Source organism: Desulfitobacterium hafniense DCB-2 (assembly GCF_000021925.1).
Classification (GTDB): domain Bacteria; phylum Bacillota; class Desulfitobacteriia; order Desulfitobacteriales; family Desulfitobacteriaceae; genus Desulfitobacterium; species Desulfitobacterium hafniense.
In genome coordinates this window covers 2,966,844-2,993,426 of the sequence record NC_011830.1, presented here as the reverse complement: position 1 = coordinate 2,993,426, position 26,583 = coordinate 2,966,844, and the positions used below count along the sequence as shown (strand labels likewise).

Below are 26,583 nucleotides of genomic sequence, written 5' to 3'. Positions count from 1 at the left end.
AGGATTTCATGAAACTATATTTCTATGGAGCCGCTCAAGTCGTCACCGGATCATCTTATCTGGTTGAATCCGAAGGCTATCGAGTCCTGATCGATTGTGGACTTTTTCAAGGCTCAAAAGCCTTGAAAGAGCTGAATTATGGTGATTTTCCCTATAATCCCGCGGAACTTAATGCCGTGATCCTGACCCACGCTCATACGGATCATTCGGGCTTAATTCCGAAGCTTATCAAATATGGGTTTCAGGGAAAAATTTATGCCACCCCGGAAACCATAAAATTGTGTTCGGTGATGCTCCCGGACAGCGGTCATATTCAAGAGATGGAAGTTGAGCGCAAAAACCGCAAGCTGAAACGGGCCAGTCAGGATTTGCTAACCCCCATTTATACTGCCCAAGATGCTCAGGATTCCCTTAAATTCTTCACACCGGCTCAATATGATCAAAGCACTCAGCTTTCTCCGGAGATCAGCTTTACCTTTCACGATGCGGGCCATATCCTGGGTTCGGCATTTGTCCAAATGACAGTCAAGGAAGGTGAACTGGAGAAGACCCTTGTGTTCTCCGGGGATGTGGGGAATTCCGAGCAGCCCTTTATTGAGAATCCCCGGATTATTTGCGGCGGAGACATTGTCATTGTCGAAACAACTTATGGGGATCGCCAGCATGAGAACAGGGCCAATCGCATTCAGCATTTAGCCGAAATCATTCGCGAGGCTCACCAAGCAGGGGGAAACCTTGTCATCCCGGCTTTTGCTATCGAACGTACGCAAGACCTTTTGTTTTATATACGTAAACTGCAGACTGAAAACGAGATTCCGGTGATGCCTATTTATGTGGATAGTCCCTTGGCCATCGCCGCGACCAAGATTTTTCAGGAAAATCCTCAGAATTTCGATCAGGAGACTTTGGATATGATCCAAAGGGGTGAGCACCCCTTATTGATGCCCAATGTTCATTATAGCTTAACCAGCGAAGATTCCATGGCCATCAACTCTATTCAGGGCGGCGCCATCATCATTGCCGCCAGCGGTATGGCTGACGCCGGGCGGATTAAGTATCATCTCAAATATAACCTATGGCGGGAAAATGCCACCGTTTTATTTGTCGGCTACCAAGCCCAGGGAACGTTGGGGCGGAGAATTATTGAAGGAGCCAAAGAGGTAACCATTCATGGGGAAAAGGTGGCTGTGCGCGCCAATATCCGCCGCATGGAAGGTCTATCAGCCCATGCCGATCAGCCCCAGCTCCTGGAATGGTTGTCCTGTCTGGGTGAGGATGCCGAAAATATTATCTTAGTCCACGGTGAACCTGATGTCCAAAAAACCTTTGCCCAGAAGATTCAAGAGAAGTTTGGGAAAATCCCCTGGATTCCCCAGTTGGGCGAAGTATTGGAAATTAAGAACAGGGAAGTTATCCCCTATCCGCCGTCAAAACCCTGGCTGCAGGTCATCGAGGCGGAAGCCCAACAAGCCTCAGAAACCAGGCAGGCTATGGCTCATGGCGGAGCAGAAGTAGCTCAGCTTCCGACCTTAAGCAGGGGAAAATCCGGTCAGGCTAAGATTACTCAGGCTCAGATTAATAGGGCAATGCAGCGGCTTCGCCATCGTTTAAAGGTTCTGGTGGATAACGGAAGGCGGTCGAATAATCTGGAGCATACCTTAGCTGTTATCGATACCATCACCCGCTGGCTGGACGATATGGACAACAAGAAAAAGAAGTAGGGCGATAAGCAGCCTATAAATTCACAAACTCAGCAGTTTGTTTCCTGATGCCGGAGAGGAATCTTAAGATCTCCTCTCGGCGTTTTACTGCCAGCCGTTTTCCCGTTTTCGTATAGACCTTATTAGGTAAGGCTTCAGCAAAGGTTCTGGCCCGCTCCAAGGCATCTTCAGGTGTACGGATCAACTCATCCTGGCCGATCAAGCTGAATAGACGGGTGATACCGATATTGCCCAGGTTATCCAGAATATCCGAATCCCTTAGATAAACGGCTTCGTCGCTGCGGCCCGGCTCGGAATAGTACATGTGAGATTCGACAGCTTCCAGGACAATGGGCAGTTTATCGCTGGGAAAGGCCATCCGCTGCAGTATATTGGCGGCAACCCCTTTGGAACGAAGAGAATGGTCCACATTGGCTAAGGCATAGACGGGATATCTTCCCGTATCATGAAGCATGGCTGAAAAAAAGAGGATGTCATCATCAAGGTCCAGATGCTGGGACAGTTCTTTGGCCAGAAGGTAGACCCGGTTGCAGTGCTTTAAACCCCAGGCGGGGTGAGCACCGGATTGATTAATGATATGAACAAGTTCTTTTCTTTGCTCCATATTGATATCGACCTCCTAAAAATTGTATAATTATATATACGCCAAAGAGTCAATGGAGTCCTTCATAATTTTGCAGGTAATGGTATTATTTACCTATATCTTTTCGCGCTCATCAGCCTTATTGTCTTAAATAGGGCAAATATCAGGAAGAAGTTTCGATAATTCGTAGTAATAGGTTATATTAATCGCTTGAGGAGTGAATTTCGTGCCTAGAGCCAATGTTTTTGGGAGCTTTGTACAAGCTCTTTTCTTTTCCGGTACAGTAGGAGTGCCTAAGTATTTTCTGAATCACTATTCTGAACTGGAGATCAGCCATATCGAGGCCTTATTGATTATTCAAATTATGGGAGAAATCGAGAGTAATCCTTATCCCTCTTCCCAGCTTTTAGCTCAGCGCATGAATCTTGATGTGACCCGGGTGGAGGAGATGATAGCTCATTTAATGGCACGCAATTATCTTTCTCTTGAGCAGCAATGGGATTCTGCAGCGGGGAAATCTACCATGTCCTACAGCTTTGTCGGCCTTATCGATGAATTATCAGAACGATGGGCCATTGAGCAAGTGAAGCGCTATGAGGCCGAACAGAGTCAGCAAAAAGAACGTTTTAACCAGCAGGAAAGCTTATCCTCTCCCAACACTACCATCGGCCAGATCATCAAAACCTTTGAACAAGAATTAGGCCGCCCTCTGACTTCGATAGAGTGCGAGGTCATCGAGACCTGGATTGCCTCAAAATTCTCTGAAGAACTCATTCTGGCCGCCTTTAAGCGCGGCGTCATGGCCGGCATTCGCAACTTCCGCTATATTGACTCCATTTTGAGAGAGTGGGAAAAGAAAGGATTAAGAACTCTGCATGAGGTTGAGGCCGATGATGCCTATTTCCAAGCAAAGCATGAGAAATCCCGAGGGAAAAAGACTCCACAGCAACAGCCGGCCCGGAAAGTATCTCCGGGTAAGTATGAGGATTTTTACCTTTCCTAAGCTTATGGCCATGATTGAGTAATGAAAGGGGAGAGAGCGCCCATGAAATCCGTTAAACATATTATGCAAGAGAGTTATCTTGACGAACTTAAACATAAACGGGAACAATCTGAGTCGCCGGCAGCTCATAGCCAGCTCAAGCCGTCTGTAAACTGCCCCCTCTGTGAAGACCGGGGGATAATTTTCGATGGGGAATCGGCGCGACCCTGTGCCTGTATGCGGCAAAAACGGATGGAGAACCTGTTCCGCCACGCGCGCATGGCCCGTGGCTTGCTTAATTGCCGTTTTGAGGCCTTCAGACAGGAGTATTATCTGAGCCAAGCCAATCCCCAGGACCGGAGTTATCTGGAGGGAGCCTTAACGGCCTTGCATGCTTCAAAGGAGTTTGTGGCCCGTTGCCTCGACGATTATCATGGCTTAGGTTTGATCCTGATCGGGCCGGTGGGGGCCGGGAAAACCTTTCTGGCGGCAGCCATTGCCAATGCCTTAATGGAACAGGAGCATCAAGTCCTTTTCCTGGTTGTTCCGGACCTTTTGGACCAATTGCGCGCCACCTATAAAACCGATGAGAATGAATTGGATCTTTTGGATACGGCCCGGGAAATTCCTATTCTCATTTTGGATGATCTGGGGGCCCATAATTACACCGACTGGACTCGCAATCGTCTTTATTCTATTATTAATTATCGTTTGAACCAGCAGCTGCCGACGGTGATCACTTCCAATTTGTCTTTAGAGGAGATGGAAGAGCATTTGGGGGCGCGAACCACTTCGCGGCTCATTCAATCCTGCCGGATCTTCAGAATGCATGTTGAACAGGATATTCGGCTGCGCCAATATCAGGATAGAGAAAAAGAACGAAAAAAATAATAAATAAGTTAAAGAAAGTATGCATGTCTTCTTCAGGACATGCATACTTTTTCATAGAGAAGAATCCGAATGGAGGTGCCTGAAATGGCCAAAATTATTGCGATTAATCGCAAATACTTTACGTTGATTTTAAGTGCTTTGTTAGTCTGCTTAATCGGGATTGCTGGAGTAACCCTCTGGAAAACGGCACAAGTAAGTGCAAATGGGCCTGTCCCAGAAGTAAAGATGCTGGGAGTTGCCGTCGAACCCGGTTCTTTTACCCAGGATTTAACTTATGGAACCGTCACAATTAAGTCCAGCCAAGTGATCAATGCCAACAAATTTGACCTCATTGCCACGGTTCAAAATACAACAAGCGGGAAGATGGCGAATATACCTGTTGAGCTGGAAGTGTCATTAGTAGGAGATAACGCGCAGAAAGTCAGCAAAATTGGCACACTGCCCTCGCTTGATCCAGGCGCTACGGCAAGAGTAGCCTTCCGGGATATTAAAGCATTAGGGGATGCTGCCGGTAAAAGCGCCACTGCCGGACAGCACAAAATCACCCTGAGAATTAAGCCCAATGCAGAAGGGGGCATTACCCAAGCCACTGAGGCCAGTTTTTTCTTTAATGTAGATTCCACTGTAAAAGCGCCTAACGCTGCGAAATAAGATAATGAATTATTAAATGCAATATTGATATCGGATGTGATGCTAATATCAATTATGATATTAGTATCGAGAATGGTATAAGTATCGCACATGATAATGATATCGAACATGATAACAACTTCTAATATGATACTATAAAAAAATTGTTGAGGTGCAAAAAATTTGTACCTCTTTTTCTATTTCTTCTCTAATGGGACATAATAGGCATAGAAGTATATTCCTGCAGAAAAACCATCTCCGGCTGCCAAATTTCCGAACAGGACAATAGCAATTACCATATATTGCTAAAGAGGGGAGAGGGTGACTAAATGAATTTCCATGAATTTCTAATTTCTGATCAATGCGATACGCCGCAAGATGGTGGGCTGCAAAATATTATTGCGGGATTTGCCCTTCTAACCCGTATCAGCGCTATGCCGGGGAGCCCTGTCTTGTCATTTGTTCAACCTCTCATTATCAGTCGCTTGTTTCAGGCTTCTTGGGTTCTCCTGGGCTCCCAAATTCTCTTGCTTTTGGCAAAACATATTTTTCATCTCGAGAAATTGCCTGTTCTTGATCTGGCCAGAGGACAAAAGCTCCAGATACCTATCGAGGAACTGCAGAATTTAATTCAATATTTAGGCACCAGGCAGAAAGCTGCACCATCCAATCAGGGAGCCGCTTTTAATAACACCACCAACGGAACCGGCGCACTTGCCTTTCCCACGGAGCTGCCCCCCGATAGTCCGGTTTATGCAGCTATTTTTATATCTGTGGATTATGCAAATGAGGTGTACACGCCAACCCTGCTTGTTTATGTACCGATCTTGAGTTTTCCGGGCTTAAGAGGGGCATTGCCCTTTCTTATCCTGGCCCTATTGGCTGTTATCTTGGTGCGCTGCGTCGTCCCGCCGGAGACTACAGGGGCGAAACCGGTCCCAAAACCGAGAACGGGACAGAATCAATCCTTTAATCTCTCCTCAGAGGATGTGATGGCAATTCTAAGGCGTTTTGGCAGGTTTTTTGGCTCTCCGTAATTTGTTCGCTCCGCGAAATTAGTGTAGAATTGAGCCTGTGACGATATCTTAAAAATATTAAAGGAAGTGTATTGCTTCATGGTACAGGATAATAAGCTCGGGCGGGAACGTCTATCCAGCTTGATCATAATTTTTTGTCTATTCCTAACTGTTTTGACTTCAATAGGAGTAAATTATTTGGATGTAAAAGTACTCAATATTGAGCTCATCGATCGTGAACTCTATACAGTAATAACGGAAAAAGGCAATGTGAATATTCATCCGGATGATGTCCTGCGGATTGAACGAACCTATACCAAGGAAGCTTTCACCGGTGAATCCGTGGAATTAGACAAGATTTACACTGACAAAGGTTTTGTTTATCTTTCTTCTCAGGCACCTTACGCTGAACTCGGTCAGAAATTAATGAATACAGTGGATTATTACGGCTTTCCTCTGTGGGAGCGTTCGGGAGTGGACTGGAATTCCCTAACAAAATACAGTTATGCTGTGGGGACTCCTGCCCAGCAGGTTCCGCTGCTCTTTTTCCTGCTCTCGCTTCAGTATGCTGCTTTAACCATAGGTGGGATAGCCTTAATTGTCCTTGTTTTTCCTCTGCGCTTAGGGGAAGAAGAGTGGGAGAGTTCTTCAGCTTTTGCTCAGGGTGAGGAGGAGTCAAACCAGGAGGAACAGGATGAACTGCGGCAGGAAGTCATGAAATCCCTGGCTAAATAATAATTCCAAAGGGTAAAAAGAGTTAAAAAAAGAGCCTGACGGCTCTTTTTCTAGATCTGGCGACTGACATATTCGACAAGGTCGACGACACGGCAGGAATAACCCCATTCATTATCATACCAAGAGATGACCTTAATAAGGTTATCCTCCATAACCATGGTGGACAGACCATCGACGATGGATGAGGCGGAGCTGCCATTGAAATCGCTGGAAACGAGGGGAAGATCGGTGTAGTCCAGGATTCCCTTCAGTTTATTTTCGCTGGCGTGGCGCAAGACTCCGTTGAGTTCTTCAATCGTGGTATTCTTCTCAATTTCGGCGACTAAATCAATCACAGAGACATTGGGTGTAGGGACACGCATGGAAAAACCGTTGAGTTTTCCCTTAAGCTCAGGCAGTACAAGGGCTACAGCCCTCGCCGCTCCTGTAGTGGTGGGGATGATGGAAAGTCCCGCCGCCCGGGCCCGGCGCAAATCTTTGTGAGATTGATCCAAAATTTGCTGGTCATTGGTGTAAGAATGAACAGTGGTCATTAATCCCCGTTTGAGTCCGAAGTTTTTGTGAATCACTTTGGCTACAGGAGCCAGACAATTGGTTGTACATGAGGCATTGGATATGATATGGTGTTTTTGCGGATCATAGATTTCTTCATTGACGCCCATGACAAGGGTAATGTCTTCTTCTTTGGCGGGAGCAGAAATAATAACTTTGCGCGCCCCATTGTTGAGGTGTTTTTGACAGGCCGGCCCATTATTGAATTTGCCGCTGGATTCAATGACAATGTCCACACCTAATTCACCCCAAGGAATATCTCCGGGATCTGTGTGGGAAACTACTTTAACCAGTTGTCCATCCACAGTGAAGCCATCTTCAGTGTGCTGGATCTGAGCAGGGAAGATACCATGTACGGAATCGTATTTTAAGAGATGAGGTAAAATCTCACCTGTCGATCGATTATTCACTGCAACGATTTCAATGTTTTCTCTTCCAAAAGCCGCTCGAAAAACGTTTCGTCCAATTCGACCAAATCCATTAATCCCAATTCGAATTGTCAACTTACCGCACTCCTTTAATCTAAATTCATATGTCCATGTGATAGTTTAACATCTTTTTCAGTATGACACAATTACTTTTAAGCGGTAAATGTGACATACTTGTGTAACTTAAAGGCAAAAATTATTGGCATATTTTTACTTTGAGGCGTTCGCGCAGTTACATGTCTATAAAGAAGGAGGTCGTTCAATGCAAGTCACGGTAACTCATATTAAAGGAATGCACTTCGAAGGAGAAGGTCAGTCCAAGCTAAAGACACAAATAGACAGCAGTGTAACCACAGGGGGCTCAGGATACGGCTCCAGCCCTATGGAGCTTGTGCTGATGGCCGTGGCAGGGTGCAGCGGCATGGATATCGTTACGATCCTGGAGAAAATGCGGATTACCTATGAACGGTTGGAAATCTCGGTAGTAGGAGAGCGGGCGGCAGAGCACCCCCGTATTTTTACCGATGTTGAATTGACATTTAAATTCTGGGGCAGTAACCTACCCCAGGAAAAACTGCTTAGGGCCATTCAATTATCCATGGAGAAATATTGCAGCGTGGCCAATATGATCGATAAAGTTGCCAACCTCACGTACAAATTGGAAACTTATCCAAATTAAAGGGGTCGTTAATAAATAATTAATATTGAGAGAGTTGAACCCATAGTGAGCATTTGCTATACTAATCGTGTTTAGGTTACCATTAGGATAAGCATTCTACTTAAGCCGCATTGAAACTGCGGCTTGTTTTTAGCTGTTCAGAAGGAAATTTCATGGTGCACAAGGGCAACCAAGGACTTCGCCTTTTTGCGATACGTGGAGATAAAACTCGGCGAAGCCGGGTTTTCTTTCACTGTCGAGAAGTGTAATTTATTTTCTTTACACTCTGCCCCAATATGATAAAATAATCGATGCTGAAAGATAGTAATGAAAAAGAACACAATTAAGGAGTGATCAGGGCGCATGATGAAGAAAAAGCGCAGGGTCCGTTGGAAAATGATTGTCGCATTTCTGGTTTTTAATATCATCTTTGCCGGTTGCCTCGTGCCCTTTGTGCTGTTTTGGGGACCCTTTGAAGCTTTAAAAGTTATGGCGGTAGGTGCTGTAGAAACATCACGTCACCCTCAGGTGGTGCGCTTCTTTCTTTCCGAGGAAAAAATCAGTGAGATTATGCACACTTATGATGATCACGGTAACCAAGTGGGCGGGAATATTGACAGACAAACCGATGTTGAGGATACTTCTTCCGGTATTGTCATTGAGGATATACAAGGTAAGAATTTTAAAGGAAAAGTTATGCTGATCAGCGATCCTAAGCGGGTTAAGTTAGCTGTTACTCAGGAAATCGGCGTTGCTGGGGAGCGGCTTTCGGATATGGTGAAACATGCTGGGGCCATTGCGGGTATCAACGCCGGAGGCTTCTATGATCCCGATGGCTCAGGCAATGGCGCCTTTCCTGATGGAATCACTGTTCAGAATGGGGAAGTCGTCCACAACAATGCAGGGAATAAAGTGGTTGATTTTATCGGGATTGATGCCGAGGGCAAACTGATTATTGGGCCTATGGATGTTAATCAAGTCAAAGAAAAGAACATCCAGGAAGGAGTAAGTTTTTACCCTCCCCTGGTTAAAAATGGCAAGCCTGCTGTCTCCGGGGACGGCGGCTGGGGGATTGCCCCCCGTACCGGAATCGGACAGCGCGCAGACGGGACCATTATTTTTGTAGTGATCGATGGACGCCAGCCCACCTGGAGTATCGGAGCAACCTTAAGAGATATGATGAATGTCTTTTTGGAGTATGACGCCGTAGAAGCGGTTAATCTGGATGGCGGCTCCTCTTCGGAGATGGTCTATAACGGCAAGATCATTAATAAGCTCTGGAATATTTTTGGCGAACGCTATATCCCCACCGGATTTGTGGTGACGCCTTAATGTGGGAAAGAATGAAGGGGGTGGATTCGTGAAACGAAAAACGCGCGCTCTGCTCAGAACAATAACCAGTTGGATTATGGTTTCATTAATGCTGCAGTTTGCTTTTTACTATTTTCTTAATTATAAAGTTGAAGGGATCATGGCGCCGGTTAATGCTCAACCCATTGTCGTTAAGAGTTTGGAAACAGAGATACCGGGTACGAATCTGGAGAACCTTCAGCTCTCTTATGGCAAAGATTATTTAGCTTATCAGGAGAATGGTGTACTCAAGGTCTATAATCTGCAACAAGAAAAAGTTGTCTTTGAGAAGTCTCCCCAAGGGGAGAGTGAATATGATATGGGGCCGATCTATTATCAATGGCTCCCGGACCGTGACACCCTTGTTTACTTCTATGCCCGCAGGAACCCCAATCCTACCACGACGGTGGTCGTTCCTGTCGAAGAGGAGCCCACGGAGCAAGGAAGCACCGGCAGCAATAACACTGCTGAGCCCGATGCCGTGGAGGATCCCAATCAGGCGCCTCCCGTTAAAAAGACCCCCAAGACCCGCACAGAAGTCCGCTATAACAATCCGCAAATCACTGAGGTTTATACTTTGGAGCTGCCTCCCAGCGATGAAGAGGAGACGGCACCCGATGATCGGTATAACCGCAGCATTGATAGTTTCCCTGCGGTTGGACAGATCAAGCAGATGGTGGTATCCACCTTTACCAACCTGCTCTACCTTGCCATTGAGAACAATGGGAAGTTTCAGCTGATGGAAATCGATATTATGAAAAATGTCCGCACCTTAAACCAGGCAGGGGAAGTCATCACCCAAATGGCCGCTTCGGATAAGTTCGGCACCCTGTATGCGAAAAGCACTTCCGGGAAATCAGAGCGAATTATTGGTTTACAGGGATGGAACAGGGAAGTGGTGTCTGATGATGCTGATGATGTGATTTTAGGCAACCGGGAAGGCATGCTTTACCTGGGGAATATTAAAGATGGCAAGTTGGTAAACATCCGCAGCGGTGAGGAAAATTCCGAAGAAAAAAGCCTGAAATTCAAAACCGTTTGGGAAGGGTCCATACCTTACGATGATGCCAAAGATGTTATTATCGGGGCCAATGGTGAAATCATTGTCTATAACGATTTGACTGCCTATATTATCAAGGAAGGCAGCGATAAAGAAGTAAAGCTTGACGGGGAAGAAAACTATATCTCTTCCGATGGTGTGGAAGTCATTCAAGTTACACGGGTAGGGATGTCCACCAAAGTAAAACTGCATCCTCTGCAATAAGCTAAAAGGCGGAAGAATAACATCTTCCGCCTTTGGCAATCATGGGTTGGTTTTCGACTGCTCTGAGCTCACAGAGCCCTCAGGATCGGTTTGAACATCATGAACATCTTCATCGGCTTTTTTGCCGCCTTCCACATCCACAGAGTCTCCGGTTATCTTTTTGAATTGCTGCTCCAACTGATTCAGCATCTCCCGTATCTGTTCGATTTGCTTTAAGAGAGCCTGAGTATCCTCCTGCGGGTCGATGGGTTCTTCAGTCTCTTCAGTTGTCTCTTCAGTCTCTTCTGGTTTCAGTTCGGCGTTCATAGGGGAAACTGCTAAGGCGGATACGTTAGCCGGAGGAGGAGGAGAGAGCTTTAAACGAACCCCAAAGAGTTGGGCAAGGGCTTCTTCGAAGGTCTCGCTCATCACAATTTTATCCCCATAAGCCACAATAACCCGTTTCATTTCCGGAATGCTGCCGGCTTTTTCGGATTGCAAATAAATCGGCTCAACATATAAAAAATTGCCTGCCAGGGGAAGGACCACAAGATCGCCGCGAATGACACTGGAGCCCTTTTGATCCCATAAAGCCAGCTGTCTTGAGATTTCAGGAGCCTGGTCAATTCGTGATTCAACCTGCAGAGGGCCGTCCACTTCCGTATTTTTCGGGACTTTATAGAGTTTCAGTTCTCCGTAATGTTCACCATCCATGCGGGCCGCCAGCCAGGCAACCATATTATTGCGAATATTGTTGGCGTTGGATGAGGGAGTAAAAGGAATCATCAGGACCGACTCGGGCTGTTCGCTGTCAGGGAGCCGCATTACGCTGTAATAAGGGGCAATATTCTGAGGCTCGGAACCAAAGAGTTCTTTGGCAATATCCCAGGTGTCTTCCTTGTTATAGAATACCGTAGGATCCGTCATGTGAAAATTTTTCAGCATGGTGCTCTGAATCTTAAAAAGGGTCTCCGGATAGCGAAGGTGTGTCTGGAGAGTGTCAGGCATGGCGGATAAATCTTTAAAAACCCCAGGGAATATTTTGCAATAGGTCTGTAAGATGGGATCCTGGGCATCCACAGCAAAGAAGTCAACCGTGCCATCATAAGCATCCACGACGACTTTCACTGAGTTGCGGATATAATTGAGTTCCCGTTCGGGGTACATGCTGGAATAAGGAAAGGTCTTGGAAACAGTATAGGCATCAATAATCCATTTGAGCCGTCCTTCATCAACAACCAAGTAGGGGTTATCATCATATTGCAGAAAGGGCGCCAGCTTTTCCACACGGTCCATGATATTGCGATGAAGGAGGATGCGGCTTTGGGAATTGATCTCATTGGCTAAATAGAAACGCAAGGTGCCATGCTTTATGGAAAGCATAAGCCGGTTGAAGGGAGTCAGTTTAATGCCCGATTTGCCTTCATAGCGTGTTTCCGCATTGACTTTGCCTTCCGGATAATCGAATTCTTTTAAATCCGTATTGACCACAACCCAGTCATGGGTCATTTCTCCGAAATAAATGCGGGGCTGACTGATTTGAAGCTCCTGGTAGTCCGTAGTCGGCGGCACATCTTTAATAGTAAAGGCGGGAAGCCCTTCCGGTGTGACCGCATTGGCAAAGGAGGCCACCACACCAAAGCCATGGGTGTATTTGAAGCGTAAATTAACGAAGGTTTGAGCCGTTTTTTCTAAATCCTGATAAGAGAACTCACGGGGAGCAAGCATGACTTGCCGATATTCCCCATTGATCCGATAGCGATCCATATCGATATTATAGAATTTGTAATAAGGCCGGATGCCCTGTTTCTGCGTATAGGTTCGGAGCAGGGGGTGAGGGTCATTAAGGCGGACATTATTCAAAGTCGGCAGCTCTTTCTGGAGAGTTTCCGAAGTCAGAGGCTGGTCGGCCTGATAGTCTTCTTCGCTGATTTGATCAAGGCCATAAGCAAAGCGGGTTAAAGCGATTTCGTTTTGGATATAGGGTGTTTCTTTCTCCAATTCATTGGGAATGACCACCAGAGATTGAAGGACCATCGGTCCGAGACCGGAAAGAAGGGGAATGCTGATAAAAATCGCCAGAATAGGGAGGGTCAGCAAACGCACTTCGTCTTTAAAAAAGGCTAAGCCCCCTCCGATAACGCCTAAGGCACATAAAACCATCAAGGCTTTTAAGGCCGGCAAAGTGGCATGGAGCTCTGCGTAGCCGGCACCTAAGACTAAGCCATGCTGAGAATACAGCAGGCGGAAGGTATCGAAATAGCAGCCAAATCCTTTGAAGAGAAAAAGCACCGTAATAAGCAGAGCAAGATGGCGCCGTGCAGCAGAATTGATCTCAATGGCCTGTTTCTTCCAAATAAGCAAGGATTGAAAATGAATAACTCCGGCAAAACTATAGAACACTATCGTAAAAAAGGTGAGAAAAAAAAGCGGTCCGAAAAAAGCATTATAAATGGTAATGAAAAAAGGTAATTGAAACACATAAAAGCCTAAGTCTTTAAAGAAGATAGGATCTCCCTGCCCAAAAGGAGTGGCATTCAAAAAAGTCAGGACCTCAAGCCAACCGGTGAAACCGGTAACAAAACTGACCCCAAAGCTGATCAGGACGGAAATGATAATGAGCCAAAGAGTCATTTTGCGCTGGCTTAAGTGATAAAGAGGACGGTCCATTTCATGAACCAAACGGAGGCGCTTGCGTAACCGTTCATTGACGAAAGTCAAAATTGCGTGACGTATGGAAAAAAGAGTGCCCGCTATGAACGTAAAGAGAATGGTCCCATTGATAATTTGAATGATTCCTTTGCTGATTAAGGGGGTCCAGAAAAGTTGACTGTACCCCAGGTCGGAGTACCATAAATAATCTTCGAACAGGCCGCTGAGTGCAATAAAAAGAATTAATCCTATGCCCAGTAATACCAACATGATCCGTGCTGTTCGTCTCAATCCCATACCCCCTTTACACTTGAAATTGCTGCCTAATAGTATTCTGCCCAATCCTAGAAAAACCCTGCACCCCTATCTTCTTATATTCAAAAATTACTAAAAATAGTTAGGGTTTTTATTTCCTTTGTGATATAATTATCTTTGTTTTTATTTGGAATATTTGCTCTTCAGTAATTAAGTAAATTTTTATTATATTCTGTTAATTAAATAACTTGTCTTTTTTCTCCTGTTGTACTATGCTGTACATGTGGGATTATGTATATCTTTATAAGCAAAAAGGGTTAGAGGAGGGAGTTTTTTGCATTTCGTAGTTTGTCTAAAACAAGTTCCGGACTCATCTGAAGTTCGGATTGACCCCAAAACGAACACGCTAATGCGTGAAGGGGTACCGTCTATTATTAATCCATATGATGCCCATGCCCTTGAAGAGGCAATCCGTCTTAAAGAGAAAATGGGTGGGAAAGTTACTATTGTCACAATGGGTCCTCCCCAAGCGAAAGAAGCACTCCGGAAAGCCATGTCCTTTGGGGCGGATCGCGCTATTCTGTTAAGCGATCGGGCCTTCGGTGGTTCAGATTCGTTGGCAACAGCTTACATTATCACTCAAGCCATCCTCAAAATCAATGAAACAGATCCTGTCGATTTGGTATTGGCCGGTAAAGAAGCTATCGACGGGGATACTGCTCAGACAGGCCCCGGCATTGCCAGCCGTTTGGGTTTTCCGCAATTGACTTATGTTATTAAGGTTACCGATATTAATAAAGACACCATAACCGTTCAGCGCAAGCTGGAAACAGGTAAAGAAGTGGTGCAGGCTAAATTACCGGCCCTGCTCACTGTTGAAAAGGAGCTTAATGATCTGCGTTATGCATCCTTGCCCAACATGATGAAGGCTGCTTCTTATGAGCCGGAGATGATCGACTCCAAGTCCTTTGAGTTCGATGTGACTCAAATGGGACTTAAGGGATCCCCCACCAGCGTGAATAAGATTTTTGCCCCGCCGGCCCGCTCCGGTGGAGAAACATTCGATGGCACCAAGGATCCTCAAGGTGTAGCAGCTCAAGTGGTAGAGAAAATGTTCCAGCATAATATTATCATGGTTAATCCCGCTGCGAAGGGAGGCAATCGGTAATGGCAGTTATTATTGGACCTGGTTGTATTAGTTGTGGACTCTGCGTGGGGGAATGCCCCTCTGAGGCCTTAGAATTAGGGGATAGCGGCGTAGTCGTCGATGCCGGAAAATGTACCGAATGCGGAGACTGTGTAAGCGTTTGTCCCAGCAATATCCTCTCTTTGCCTGAGGGAGCCGGAAAAAGTGCCGAGGAACCCAAACAAACCTCCACTGAACCATCTCCAGCAGCACCTGGGGCAAAGGTGGAGAAGAAAGCAGCGCCGGTTCCCGGCGGCGACGTTTGGAGCGGGGTATGGGTCGTCATCGAATATAACCGTGGCGAAGTAGCCCCTGTTTCCTGGGAACTTTTGGGCGAAGGACGCAAGCTGGCCAATGATATTGGTTGTGAATTAGCCGGTGTTCTGGTTGGGCATGATGTGGAAGCCGTGATTCCGGAAGCCTTTGCTCATGGAGCGGAAAAAGTCTATGTGGTGGATGATCCCGTTCTCAAGGATTATCGGACACAGCCCTATGCTGAAGCGGTTGCCGATCTGGTGCGCAGGTATCAGCCGGAGATTATCCTCATGGGTGCTACGGCCATGGGCCGTGATATGTTCCCCGTGGTGGCCACCAAGATGCAAACAGGCTTAACCGCCGATTGCACCGTCTTGAGCATCGATCCTGATTCCAAGCTGTTGCTGCAAACCCGTCCCGCTTTTGGCGGCAATATCATGGCGACGATTCTTTGTAAAACCCGCCGTCCCCAAATGGCTACGGTCCGTCCCCGGGTTATGGCTATGCCTGAACGGGTCGAAGGACGCACAGGGGAAGTGGTTCGCGAAGAACTGGGCATGACGGAAGATCAAGTGCTGACCAAAATCGTCGATTTTATAAAAGGGGATGCCAAAAGTATCTTCTTAGACAAAGCCGAAATCCTTGTGGCAGTCGGCTTAGGTCTTGGTTCTAAGAAAAACATGGTTCTGGCGGAAGAATTAGCCGAAGTCCTGGGCGCGACCCTGGCAGGAACCCGTGGCGCCGTAGAAGCAGGCTGGATTACCCATGACCGGCAAGTCGGTCAAACAGGTGTAACCGTCCGGCCCAAGCTCTATATTGCCATTGGTATCTCCGGAGCCATCCAGCATTTGGTAGGAATGGAAACATCCGACAGCATTATTGCGATCAATAACGATCCCGACGCGGCAATCTTCCGTGTTGCAACCTACGGCATCGTGGGAGATCTTAATGAGGTCGTACCAGCTTTAACAGCTGAGTTTAAGAAACGCCTACAGCACGGCTTGGCGAAATAAGGAGGGCCAACATGGAAAAGTTTGATGTAATCGTCGTTGGCGGCGGTCCAGCCGGCCTATCTGCTGCCATTAGTGCTGCACAAGCCGGCATGAAGACTGCTGTTATTGAACGGGGAGACTATCCCGGTACTAAAAATGTCATGGGTGGGGTACTCTATACTGAGGCTACCAATGAAGTCGTACCTGATTTTTGGAAGGAAGCTCCGCTGGAAAGACCGGTTATTGAGCAGCGCTATGCTTTCTTAAGCAAAGACGAGATACTCTCCGCCGGTTATCGCGATCCGGCCTGGGGACAACCGCCTTACAATGCCCACACCGTATTGAGAGTAAAATTTGACCGCTGGCTGGCCGATCAAGCGGTCAAGGCCGGAGTTATGATCATCACGGAGACGTTGGTTGAGGATCTCCTCTATCACGGCGATGATGTGGTCGGCGTTCGCACCGGTCGTGCTGAAGGAGACCTGGGAGCGCAAGTGGTCATCTTAGCGGAAGGGGCGAATAATTTCCTGGCCTGCAAGGCTGGACTGGCTAAGCCTCTGCGCCCTGAGAATATGGCCGTGGTCGTTAAAGAAATTATTGAACTTCCTCCTGAGAAAATCGAAGACCGTTTCTGCCTGGAGCCTCATGAAGGGGCAACCATCGAACTTTTCGGTGATTCGACAGATGGCATGATGGGAACATCCTTCATCTATACCAACAAAAACTCTCTTTCCATTGGGGTGGGGGCCATGGTTCACTCCATGTCTGAAAAAGGCTGGTCCCCTAATGATCTCCTGGAAAACCTAAAGGCCAAACCTTATGTCAAACGATTGCTGCAGGGTGGGGAAACCAAGGAATACTTGGCTCACCTGATCCCGGAAGGCGGTTACAATGCTATACCCAAGCTTTATCGGCAAGGGGTTATGGTCGTCGGTGACACAGCCATGTTCGTTAACGGCTTGAACCGTGAAGGCTCCAACTTAGCGATGATTTCCGGTAAAATTGCCGGAAAAGTAGCTGCTGAGGCCATTCAATCCGGAGATCTCAGCGCCCATGGTATGAGTGTCTATGAGAGCCGTCTCCGTGACTCGTTTGTGATCAAAGACCTCTACAAGTTCAGAAAGCTCATGCCTTTCATCGAGTCCAATCCCCACCTGCTGGGCCAATATCCGGAAATCCTCAACCAGGCAGCCCGGATGTACTTCACAGCAGATGGCACACCCAAGGCACAAGTGTTCAGCAATATTATGGATATGATGTTTAAGAAGCGGACCAAGACCGGACTTGTCAAAGATATGTTTAATGCTTGGAGGGCACTGAAATGAAATTAGATGATAAATTGTATTTGGTGCGCTTTAACACAGACAAATTAAATCACATCAAAATCAGCAACGGCGAACTTTGTTTAAAGTGCAAAGACAAAGTATGCACCTTTATTTGCCCGGCCCATGTCTATGACTGGGATGAAGAAGAGAATCGCATTGCTGTCGGCTATGAAGGCTGTTTGGAATGCGGTACCTGCCGTGTAGCCTGCCCCCATGGCAATATTCAATGGGATTATCCACGGGGCGGTTTCGGAGTCTCCTGGAAGAACGGCTGAGCAAAGCTTGATAATTTTTAGTGGGTATAAAGAGGGGGGCAGCGGAATTTCCGCTGCTCCTCTACTATTTTGACAAACCCCCCGTCATCCCTATAAAATAAGATCAACATAGAGAAAGACCTTAAATTTTGGTAAAGGAGGGGCTTGTTATCCTCGAGCGCATTATTCAAGGGCTTCATGAGGATCTCTGGTCCATTGAAAAGGATGGGAATCAGTGGATTATGGCCCGTAAAGGGGAAAATGGGCTGCTTTTTTCTTTCTTAAGGAAAGGTGCTCCCTTGGAAGGACCCCAGGGTTCATTCGCTGCAGATGCTTCTATAAAGCACTGGGAAGCGATTATCTTATGTCCGGAAGGTTTGTCTTCCCAGGATTTAAAGCAACCTGCCTTAAAAAGCATCCAAGCCTGGTTTATTGACCTGCAGACGGGTTCTATTTTTGCTGCTCCGGCCACAGCCAAACGAGAGCATTTAAATAGGGTATTATCCTATCTTGAAGTCAATTCTTCCTCATCAGCCTCAGTGTATGAGACTTCAGAATCCACACCCTCTGCCCGGAGCGGCCAAGGACCTCCCTATCTTACTTACACGCTCATCGCCATTAACCTGATTGTCTTTGGCCTGATGACCTTAGCCGGAGGCTCAACCCGGACCGGAGTTCTTATTTTATTTGGGGCTAAAGTCAATGCTCTGATTATCCAGGGTGAATATTGGCGGTTATTTACCAGCATGTTCCTCCATATTGGTTTTCTTCATCTCGCCTTCAATCTTTATGCTCTCTGGGCCTTAGGAGCTATCGCCGAAGAATTGCTGGGACGGGTTCGCTATATCACGGTTTATATTCTCAGCGGCATCCTGGGTTCGGTGGCCAGCTTCTTCTTTACGGATGCCATTTCGGCTGGGGCTTCCGGAGCCATTTTCGGCATTTTGGGCGCTTTGGTGGTGTATTCCCGCCGCAAGCCCTTTCTCTGGAAATCAGGTTTTGGCAAAAGTCTGGCTGTCGTTGTTTTGATCAATTTAGGCCTGGGCTTTTTTCAAACCGGAATCGATGTCTATGCTCATCTGGGCGGTTTGGTGACCGGCATGCTTTTTACTTGGTTAATTTCCATGAAATAACACAGCAATGATCGGTATGCAATGATTGATAAAGGACAAAATAATGACAAAGCTCATGGTTTCTTAGCAAGGTGGTCCTTACAAAACCATCGATAGTTAAGAAAACATGGGCTTTCTTTGCTAAATAATCTCTTAACTCTCAGTAAAGAGTGATATAATAGTGTTTGCATGAAAATAGGTTAGAGACGGTGGGAAGGGTTATGAAACGCAGCTACTTTGCTCGGGAAAAAGTTCTTTATCTGGTCTTGGTTCTTATGGCGACGGTCATCGTCGGCCGGTTATTTATGCTTCAGGTCATTGACGCCGCCGAGCTCAAAGCCAAGGGGATCGAAAGAAGAACCAGCAGTGCCAGCCTGCTGCCTGAACGGGGAAAAATTCTGGACGCCCAAGGCAATGTTTTGGCGCAAAGCATACCTGTCAAAGAGGTTTATGGAGATCCACGGGCAATCAATGAACTTATAGAGAGCAAACAAACCAAGTGGACCAAAGAAGAGATTGCCGCCAAACTTAGTGAAATCCTGTCGATAGAGCAAGAAGTTATTCTGGAAAAACTTAATAGAGACCTGGCTTGGGTAAATATTGCCAACCATGTGGAGCTGGAAAAAGCGGATCAGATCAAGGCCCTTAAACTGCCGGGCATTGGCTTCAGCGATCAGCAGAAACGTGTTTACCCTATGGATAGACTGGCCGCCTCCGTATTAGGGATCGTGACCTTGGACGGGAATGGTGCGGAAGGGTTGGAAGCCTTTTATAACAAGGAACTCTATGGCACCCCGGGCTATTCCTCACAGCAGTCTCTCCTCAATCCCTCGCAGCTCAATGAGCCGGCTATGAGAGGAGCTGATCTCCGGCTTACTTTGGACGCCACGATCCAATATCTTATTGAGCAGCAATTGGATCAGCTTTTGGAGACGACCCAGGGCAAGCATATCGCCATTTTAGCTATGGATCCCATGACCGGAAGGATTTTGGGAATGGGGTCGCGGCCTACCTACAATCCCAATGATTATTCAACCACGGATCCCGAAGAACGCCGCAATTTAACCATCAGTATGTCTTATGAACCCGGTTCCACTTTCAAAATCATCACAGGCGCCGCTGCCTTGGAAGAGGGAACGGTCCAGCCGGATGATCTCTTCGAAGATCCGGGTTACATTCAAATTGGCCCCCGCTACATAACCAACTGGGATTCCGATTTCCGGCCCCATGGTAAAGTGACCTTTACCGAGGGCATGATGCTGTCCTCCAATGTGGTCCTGTCTCAAGTGGGGATGAATTTAGGCAAAGAGACCTTTTATACTTACTTAAAAGCCTTTGGCTTCGGCAGCCGGACGGGGATCGATATTATCGGGGAAGATAGCGCTCTCCTGGTGCCTCAGGACCAGGCCCGGGATATCGATATGGCCACCATGTCCTTCGGGCAGGCCAACCTGGTTACTCCCCTGCAGCTGTTGACAGCCATCTCCAGCGTTGCCAATGGGGGAACCCTCTACAAGCCCTATATCGTTGACAAAATCACCTTTCCAGACGGAACGGTTCAAGAAAAGAAGCCGGAACCGGTCCGCCAGGTTATCTCCAAAGCCACAGCAGAACAAATGACGGCTATTCTCGAAGCGGTGGTCAATGAAGGCACCGGCGCAGCAGCCAAAATCCCCGGTATCCGGGTCGCCGGTAAAACAGGAACCGCCCAAAAAGTGGATCCGGATACCAAAGGCTATTCCAAAACGGATTTTATTGCTTCTTTCGCAGCCTATGCTCCGGCCGATAATCCGAAGATCGCGCTCTTGATTCTCATCGATACCCCTCAGGGAGAAAGCCATCAGGGGGGAACTTTAGCGGGGCCTGTTGCTAAAACGATTATCGAAGGGACACTCCAATATTATGGCATTCCTGTGTCCGGTGAGACCCCAAGTGAAGTGAGTGAGATCCCGGAAACAAGCTTTGAGCGTCCGGCACCGGGGGAGGTCGTTCCGGAACGAACACCTTTGAAGGGTGAGAGCGTTGTTCCCGATCTAACCGGGTTAACCATGCGGCAGGCCGGGGAAAAACTGGCGGCAGCGGAGCTTCATTTTCATTTCTCTGGAACCGGCCTGGTCCGCGGACAAAACCCTCAGCCGGGTAAAGTGGTTAATGCGGGTACCGTGATCAATGTGGAATTTGCTACTTTGGAGGAAATTTTGCAGCAAGGCTCAGAGGCAGAGCCGCCGCCCAATCCTTAAACTTTACTATAATTTCTTGGTTAAAAGGGGTATCCTAGCATAAGATGAAGTTTGCATGATTCAATGAAGTGGAGGAAATGACTATGCATGATGAAAATCTGAACCAACATATTGACGGCCTTAGAGATGAATTGATTAAGGCCGTCCAGGACTGCGTCCAATTTAAAAGTGTCAAAGATATGGACCATGTTTCCCCAGGTGCTCCCTTTGGGCCTGGGATCAGGGATTGTCTGGAATGGACCTTGAGTCTTGGCGAACAGTTAGGATTTGAGGTTAAAAATATTGATGGTTATGCCGGTCAAATTGAGATGGGCAGCGGGGAACTCCTGGGCATCCTGGGGCATTTGGATGTGGTTCCCGAAGGTGATGGCTGGTCTGTCCCGCCTTATAGCGGAACCATTAAGGAGGGCAGAATATATGGCCGGGGGGCTCTCGACGATAAAGGACCGACTCTGGCAGCTCTCTTTGCTATGAAAGCCCTTAAAGATGGCAACATCCCCCTTAAGAAAAAAATCCGCCTGATCCTGGGCACCGACGAGGAATCAGGATGGGAGGATATGGACTATTACAAAACGAAAGAAGATATTCCTGTCCTCGGATTTGCCCCCGATGCAGAATTTCCCTTAATCCATGCTGAGAAAGGTATCTTTCACCTGGAATTGAGCAAGCAATTCAACCCCTTGCCTCACCTGATCAGGATCCAGGGAGGAGAACGGGCCAATGTGGTTCCCGATTCCTGCCAGGTTGTGCTGAAAGGGTTTACCCGGGAAGAGCTTGCCCGGAAGCTTTCCCAGTACACTTTCCCCGAAGGGGTCACAGGAGATCTGGAGTCCCTTTCCGGAGCAGAAGAGGAGGGTCTGGTCCTGATCTTTAAAGGAGTGGGGGCCCATGGCAGCCTGCCCCAAAAAGGTAAGAATGCCGTACTCTATGCTCTGCAATTTCTCGCCGGCCTGGATTTGAGCCAAGAGGAGGCTGAACTCATCACTTGGTTAAACAACCGGCCGGGAACAGGATTTTTTGGGGAAGGCTTTAATATTGCTTTTGCCGATGAACCCTCAGGAAAGCTGAGCTTAAACTTAGGCATTATGGATCTTAACCCTCAGGGGCTTCGTTTTGTTATTGATATAAGATATCCTGTCACTTTCCAGGGTGATCAGATCCTTAAACCTGTGGAAGCATGCGGGCAGGAGATCGGCTTGGAAATGAAAGTCCTTACCCATCAGAAAGCCCACCATGTCCCCAAGGACAGTCCTTTGGTAACTTCTTTACTGAAAGCCTACTCCGATGTAACCGGTCTGGAAGGGTATGCTTTTGCGATTGGCGGCGGTACCTATGCTAAAGTATTGCCCCAGGGAGTGGCGTTCGGGCCCTTGCTTCCCGGGGAACCGGAGGTTATTCATTGCCCGGATGAATATATGGCCATTGACAGCCTGATTCTGGCGTGCAAGGTGTATGCTCAGGCTATTCTCAATCTGGCAGGGGAGTAAAAGCTTGTCTGGGGCGAAGATCCGATCTGGGTCGCGTAGCTTTACGCACAACGCGTACTCCATAGCTCCGGGGCTGGCTCACTCGCTTTCTTAACAGCTCCCGCCAAACCCCGCTGTTTTCTGCATGTGAACCGTGGCTCCGCTACGTTAAGAAAGCCTCGTTCACCTGACCGCCCCTCCGCTAAATCCGTCCGCTTTTGTACGTAAAGCTACGTCTTTCGGGTCTCTTTTCGTTTTTCTTTAGGGTCCTGAGGCTTAAAGCTTTCTATGGGGAATTACTGGAGTCAACTTTGGGGATCTTCAGGGCCTTTCCCAAAGAGCCGGCCCTGCCGCCCCAAGCGGCGCCGGTAAAGACGGAAAAAGCAGCTTGGGTCAGTCACTTGCCCCACATTTCCTGCAATCTTACCACCTTACAACGCCCTGCATGCAAGCCAGAAAAGCAGCCCAAGGATTTTGATTTACACAAGGGAAGCGACTTTAAGCGAGCGGAAACAAAACTTCGCGAAAAGCCTGCAGCGGAGTCGGGTTGGAAACAGGACGTTTCCAACCGGCCATTGAGCAGGAGCGATTTGGCCGGGCACCCGACGGAGCGGAGGGCTTGAGCGTTAGTTTTGTCCGCGCAGCTTATGGAGCGACCGGTGTAAATCAAAATCCTGGAGACTTAGCTTTCATGCTTTCTCCAGCAGGCAAGCAGCAGTAGAAAGCATAAGTCTGCCCTTACATATGCGACGACTACATAGGCAAGATAGGAGGCTGAGCCCATTGAATAACGCGCAATTATCCAGCGCGAAGGAATTTCTAAAACAACTCTCGGAAAATTCCGGTGTATCAGGATATGAGGAAACTCTTGCTCCCTTGGTCCTGGCAGCGTTCACCCCCTTAGCCGATCAGGTCGGCCAGGATGCCTTGGGCAATATTTATGCCCACAAAAAGGGGACCCAGGGGCGCTATAAAATCATGCTGGCCGCCCATATGGATGAAATAGGCCTCATGGTCAAAGGGATCGAACCCAGCGGCTTCCTGCGTTTTACCCCAGTAGGGGGTGTGGATCAGCGTACCCTGCTTTCCCAGGAAGTCATCGTCCATGGCAGAAAGCCTGTCCTGGGGGTCATCGGCTCCACTCCGCCCCATTTAATGACCGCAGGTGAAGAAAAAGCCGTGAAAGCAGAACAGATGGGGATCGATGTGGGAATGACTTTTGAGCAGATCAAGGAGGTCATTCAGGTGGGGGATATCATTACCCTGCGGCGCAATACTTTGGAATTACTGAATCATGTCCTGGCCGGCAAGTCCTTTGATGACCGGGCAGGAGTGGTCGTTATGAAAATATGTCTGGAAGAACTGCAAAGGCTGCAGCATGCTCATGATGTCATTGCCGTCAGCACCACTCAGGAAGAGGTTGGCTATAGAGGGGCAACCACCAGTGCCTATAGCTTAAATCCGGATTTGGCCATCGCTATCGATGTCACCCATGCCAGCACTCCGGATACCAAAGGGCAAGTAGAAAAAGAGTTGGGGAAAGGTCCGGCCATTGCCCTGGGGCCCAATATCCATCCCTTCGTCTATGAAGAATTGGTTAAGGCGGCCAAAGAAGCCCGTATCCCTTATCAAAACCATCCCGTTCCGGGACGCAGCGGCACAGATGCCTGGGCTATTCAGGTGACACAAGCCGGTGTGCCCACGGGCTTAGTGTCCATACCTTTACGCTATATGCATACCTCTGTGGAAACCATTGATATGCAGGATGTGATCCTGACCGGAAAACTGCTGGCCTATTTTATCGCCGGACTTCCTGAAGATTTGGAGGGAAGAGTATGCTACTAAAGATATTGTCGGAGCTTAATGGCACCTCGGGAGCGGAAAAGGAAATACGCCAGGCCCTGGCCGCGGAGCTGGAACCTTGCGTGCATTCCCTGAGCACGGATAAAATAGGCAACCTCATCGTCCAAAAAAATCCCCCCCTTTCCGCTCCCAAGGTGATGATCGCCGCCCATATGGATGAAGTGGCCCTGATGATCACCGCCATCACTGCAGATGGTTTTCTGAAATTTCAACCTGTAGGGGGTATCGATCCGCGGATCCTGGTCTCTAAACCTCTGAAGATCAACGCCCTGACGGGAGTGATCGGTGCCAAAGCCATTCATCTCCAGAAACCTAAAGAGCGGGAGCAGGCTTTGACCATCGAGCAATTGTATATTGACATCGGCGCCAAATCGAAAGAAGAAGCAGAAAAACATGTGAAGATCGGGGATTATGCCTATTTCTTTACAGAGATGGAAAAGCTGGGCCAAGGCTATTTAAAGGGCAAAGCCTTTGATGATCGGGTGGGCTGCGCCATACTGGCCCAGCTGTTAAAACGGGATTATGCCCTTAATCTGATCGGTGCTTTCACCGTACAGGAAGAAGTAGGGCTCCGGGGGGCGACGGTAGCCGCTTACCACGTCCAGCCGGACTTTGCGATTGTCCTAGAAGGGACTGTGTCCGCCCAGATGATGGAAGTGGAAGAAGGGGAGTGGGTTACTGAACCGGGCAAAGGTCCCGCCCTCTCCATGCTGGATAACGCCACTCTATATCAGCCGCAGCTGCTCCGGCAGGTCATCGATCTTGCCGAAAAGATGGGCATCCCTTACCAGCTGCGCAGAGGGCACAGCGGGGGAAATGACGCCGGCAGAATTCATCTGAGCCGTGAAGGCATTCCCACTATCGCCCTCAGTGTCCCTTGCCGGTATATTCATTCCACAGCCTCTGTCCTGGCTGAAAAGGATATTGAGCATACCCTGAATTTAGTGGATGGTATCTTAAAGGCGATTCCCCATGAATTTTCTTTCCGCTGAATGAGATTAAAGGAGGACATTCCATGCCATACGATCACAAACCTTTGGATTATACACTTTTGGAACGATTAACCCAATGTTTTGGTCCATCGGGTGTTGAAGGCAATGTAAATTCGCTGATTGCTGAAGAAATCCGCCCCTACTGCGATGAGATAAACACAGATGCCTTGGGAAATCTTATGGCGGTACGCCGGGGAACAGGCAAAAAAATTATGATCGCCGCCCATGCCGATGAAATCGGAGTGATGATCACCCATATTGATGAAAAGGGTTTTTTGCGTTTTGCCCCCCTGGGCGGTGTCTCGATTCAGGGGTTGCCCCACCGCCGCGTTCAGTTTCAAAACGGGCTCATGGGCACCATTGGTGTCGAGAAGCTTGAAAAACCCACCGATTTAAAGCTGAATAAGCTCTATATTGATATCGGAGCCACCTCCTTAGAGGAAAGCAAAGCTAAGGTGCAGGTGGGAGAAAGCGCTGTCTTTGTGGGAAGCTTCCACAAACAAGCCAAGCGCCTGACTGCCAAAGCTCTGGATGACAGGGTGGGCTGCTTTATCGCTATTGAAGTGCTGAAACGCCTGCAAACCCAGCATGAAGTGTATTTTGTCTTTACAGTACAGGAAGAGGTGGGAGTTCGCGGTGCCCAAACGGCAGCCTTTGCCCTGGAACCCGATTTAGCCCTGGCGGTGGATGTTACCGGAACAGGGGACACTCCCAAGTCCCACCCTATGGATGTGAAGCTGGGCCAGGGGGTGGCGATCAAGGTATTTGACCGCTCCATGATTACCCATCCCAAGATCAAGTCCTGGATGGCGCAAACCGCTGAACAGCATCACATCCCTTATCAATGGGAGGTTCTCGAATTTGGCGGTACAGATTCCGGGGCCATCCATCTCACCAAAGGAGGGATCCCTTCCGGGGTCGTCTCCATTCCCACCCGCTATATTCACAGTCCCTCGGAAATGGTGGATCAAGGGGATATCGAGGGAGCGGCTCAATTGCTGCTGGCTCTTTTGGAAGGACCTGCTGAACTGTAGGTTCAACCGTGATTCCCTGTTCATCATGTAGCGTCGTTTATCATGGATCAGAGAAAACGTAAAAGCCGGATTCCCACTGCTGCTTAGGAGGGAGTCCGGCTTTTGCTTTTAAAGGATTCCTGGTGCTGCTGGCGGGATGAAAGGTAAAGGGCAATATCATACAAGAAC

Annotated in this window: 23 protein-coding genes; 20 read left to right on the top strand and 3 right to left on the bottom strand. The window is 48.0% G+C overall.

What is annotated here, in order from left to right; translation table 11 throughout:
• The first annotated feature begins 8 nt into the window (after positions 1-8).
• Positions 9-1,721: an MBL fold metallo-hydrolase RNA specificity domain-containing protein gene (locus DHAF_RS13945; RefSeq protein WP_015944227.1), complete on the top strand. Its 1,713-nt coding sequence runs from the start codon at positions 9-11 to the stop codon at positions 1,719-1,721.
• A 13-nt stretch (positions 1,722-1,734) separates the two neighbouring features.
• Here the strand turns inward: DHAF_RS13945 and DHAF_RS13940 are convergent, their stop codons facing one another.
• Entirely contained in the window at positions 1,735-2,325 is a 591-nt protein-coding gene (locus DHAF_RS13940; RefSeq protein ID WP_005811706.1) for an HD domain-containing protein, read from the bottom strand.
• Positions 2,326-2,530: 205 nt separating this feature from the next.
• Here DHAF_RS13940 and DHAF_RS13935 point away from each other — a divergent pair, with 205 nt between their 5' ends.
• The 5 genes from DHAF_RS13935 (at position 2,531) to DHAF_RS13915 (ending at position 6,558) form a co-directional block, all read left to right on the top strand.
• Positions 2,531-3,307 (top strand): DnaD domain-containing protein, encoded by a 777-nt coding sequence (locus DHAF_RS13935; RefSeq protein ID WP_011459806.1) that lies wholly within the window; start codon positions 2,531-2,533, stop codon positions 3,305-3,307.
• 42 nt (positions 3,308-3,349) lie between these two features.
• Positions 3,350-4,177, top strand: coding sequence for an ATP-binding protein (locus DHAF_RS13930; RefSeq protein WP_015944226.1), 828 nt, complete (start codon positions 3,350-3,352; stop codon positions 4,175-4,177).
• An 84-nt stretch (positions 4,178-4,261) separates the two neighbouring features.
• A complete protein-coding gene (locus DHAF_RS13925; RefSeq protein ID WP_015944225.1) occupies positions 4,262-4,828 on the top strand; it encodes a hypothetical protein in 567 nt (188 codons plus the stop codon).
• Positions 4,829-5,136: 308 nt separating this feature from the next.
• Positions 5,137-5,844, top strand: a complete 708-nt coding sequence (locus tag DHAF_RS13920; RefSeq protein ID WP_015944224.1) for a hypothetical protein — start codon at positions 5,137-5,139, stop codon at positions 5,842-5,844.
• Positions 5,845-5,922: 78 nt separating this feature from the next.
• Positions 5,923-6,558: a hypothetical protein gene (locus DHAF_RS13915; RefSeq protein WP_005811695.1), complete on the top strand. Its 636-nt coding sequence runs from the start codon at positions 5,923-5,925 to the stop codon at positions 6,556-6,558.
• Positions 6,559-6,608: 50 nt separating this feature from the next.
• Here the strand turns inward: DHAF_RS13915 and gap are convergent, their stop codons facing one another.
• Entirely contained in the window at positions 6,609-7,613 is a 1,005-nt protein-coding gene (gap, locus tag DHAF_RS13910) for a type I glyceraldehyde-3-phosphate dehydrogenase (RefSeq protein ID WP_015944222.1), read from the bottom strand.
• A 187-nt stretch (positions 7,614-7,800) separates the two neighbouring features.
• Between gap and DHAF_RS13905 the strand changes: the two genes are divergently transcribed.
• The 3 genes from DHAF_RS13905 (at position 7,801) to DHAF_RS13895 (ending at position 10,810) form a co-directional block, all read left to right on the top strand.
• Positions 7,801-8,217, top strand: a complete 417-nt coding sequence (locus tag DHAF_RS13905; RefSeq protein WP_005811690.1) for an OsmC family protein — start codon at positions 7,801-7,803, stop codon at positions 8,215-8,217.
• Between the two features lie 342 nt (positions 8,218-8,559).
• Positions 8,560-9,528, top strand: a complete 969-nt coding sequence (locus DHAF_RS13900; RefSeq protein ID WP_005811688.1) for a phosphodiester glycosidase family protein — start codon at positions 8,560-8,562, stop codon at positions 9,526-9,528.
• Position 9,529: 1 nt separating this feature from the next.
• Positions 9,530-10,810, top strand: coding sequence for a hypothetical protein (locus tag DHAF_RS13895; RefSeq protein ID WP_242659885.1), 1,281 nt, complete (start codon positions 9,530-9,532; stop codon positions 10,808-10,810).
• 39 nt (positions 10,811-10,849) lie between these two features.
• Here DHAF_RS13895 and DHAF_RS13890 read toward each other — a convergent pair whose 3' ends face one another.
• On the bottom strand, positions 10,850-13,732 hold the full coding sequence (locus DHAF_RS13890; RefSeq protein WP_015944220.1) for a UPF0182 family membrane protein: 2,883 nt from the start codon (positions 13,730-13,732) through the stop codon (positions 10,850-10,852).
• Between the two features lie 298 nt (positions 13,733-14,030).
• Between DHAF_RS13890 and DHAF_RS13885 the strand changes: the two genes are divergently transcribed.
• From DHAF_RS13885 to DHAF_RS13835, 11 genes are all read left to right on the top strand, one after another.
• The gene (locus tag DHAF_RS13885; protein ID WP_015944219.1) at positions 14,031-14,864 is read left to right on the top strand and encodes an electron transfer flavoprotein subunit beta/FixA family protein; all 834 of its coding nucleotides are present in this window, start codon (positions 14,031-14,033) and stop codon (positions 14,862-14,864) included.
• Positions 14,864-16,150, top strand: a complete 1,287-nt coding sequence (locus DHAF_RS13880) for an electron transfer flavoprotein subunit alpha (protein WP_005811679.1) — start codon at positions 14,864-14,866, stop codon at positions 16,148-16,150. The genes DHAF_RS13885 and DHAF_RS13880 overlap by 1 nt, the downstream gene beginning before the upstream one ends.
• Before the next feature lie 11 nt (positions 16,151-16,161).
• On the top strand, positions 16,162-17,454 hold the full coding sequence (locus DHAF_RS13875) for an FAD-dependent oxidoreductase (protein WP_005811677.1): 1,293 nt from the start codon (positions 16,162-16,164) through the stop codon (positions 17,452-17,454).
• Complete coding sequence (locus DHAF_RS13870) at positions 17,451-17,729, top strand: ferredoxin family protein (RefSeq protein ID WP_005811676.1); 279 nt, start codon at positions 17,451-17,453, stop codon at positions 17,727-17,729. Before DHAF_RS13875 ends, DHAF_RS13870 begins: the two co-directional genes overlap by 4 nt.
• Before the next feature lie 128 nt (positions 17,730-17,857).
• Complete coding sequence (locus tag DHAF_RS13865; RefSeq protein ID WP_005811674.1) at positions 17,858-18,841, top strand: rhomboid family intramembrane serine protease; 984 nt, start codon at positions 17,858-17,860, stop codon at positions 18,839-18,841.
• A gap of 200 nt (positions 18,842-19,041) precedes the next feature.
• Positions 19,042-21,060, top strand: a complete 2,019-nt coding sequence (locus tag DHAF_RS13860) for a penicillin-binding protein (RefSeq protein WP_015944218.1) — start codon at positions 19,042-19,044, stop codon at positions 21,058-21,060.
• 83 nt (positions 21,061-21,143) lie between these two features.
• On the top strand, positions 21,144-22,547 hold the full coding sequence (gene pepV / locus DHAF_RS13855) for a dipeptidase PepV (RefSeq protein ID WP_015944217.1): 1,404 nt from the start codon (positions 21,144-21,146) through the stop codon (positions 22,545-22,547).
• Positions 22,548-23,073: 526 nt separating this feature from the next.
• Positions 23,074-23,247, top strand: coding sequence for a hypothetical protein (locus tag DHAF_RS26095; protein ID WP_015944216.1), 174 nt, complete (start codon positions 23,074-23,076; stop codon positions 23,245-23,247).
• 62 nt (positions 23,248-23,309) lie between these two features.
• The gene (locus tag DHAF_RS13845; protein ID WP_011459800.1) at positions 23,310-24,371 is read left to right on the top strand and encodes a M42 family metallopeptidase; all 1,062 of its coding nucleotides are present in this window, start codon (positions 23,310-23,312) and stop codon (positions 24,369-24,371) included.
• Positions 24,362-25,381 (top strand): M42 family metallopeptidase, encoded by a 1,020-nt coding sequence (locus DHAF_RS13840; protein WP_005811665.1) that lies wholly within the window; start codon positions 24,362-24,364, stop codon positions 25,379-25,381. The genes DHAF_RS13845 and DHAF_RS13840 overlap by 10 nt, the downstream gene beginning before the upstream one ends.
• Positions 25,382-25,404: 23 nt before the next feature.
• Complete coding sequence (locus DHAF_RS13835) at positions 25,405-26,415, top strand: M42 family metallopeptidase (protein ID WP_005811663.1); 1,011 nt, start codon at positions 25,405-25,407, stop codon at positions 26,413-26,415.
• Positions 26,416-26,583: the final 168 nt, after the last annotated feature.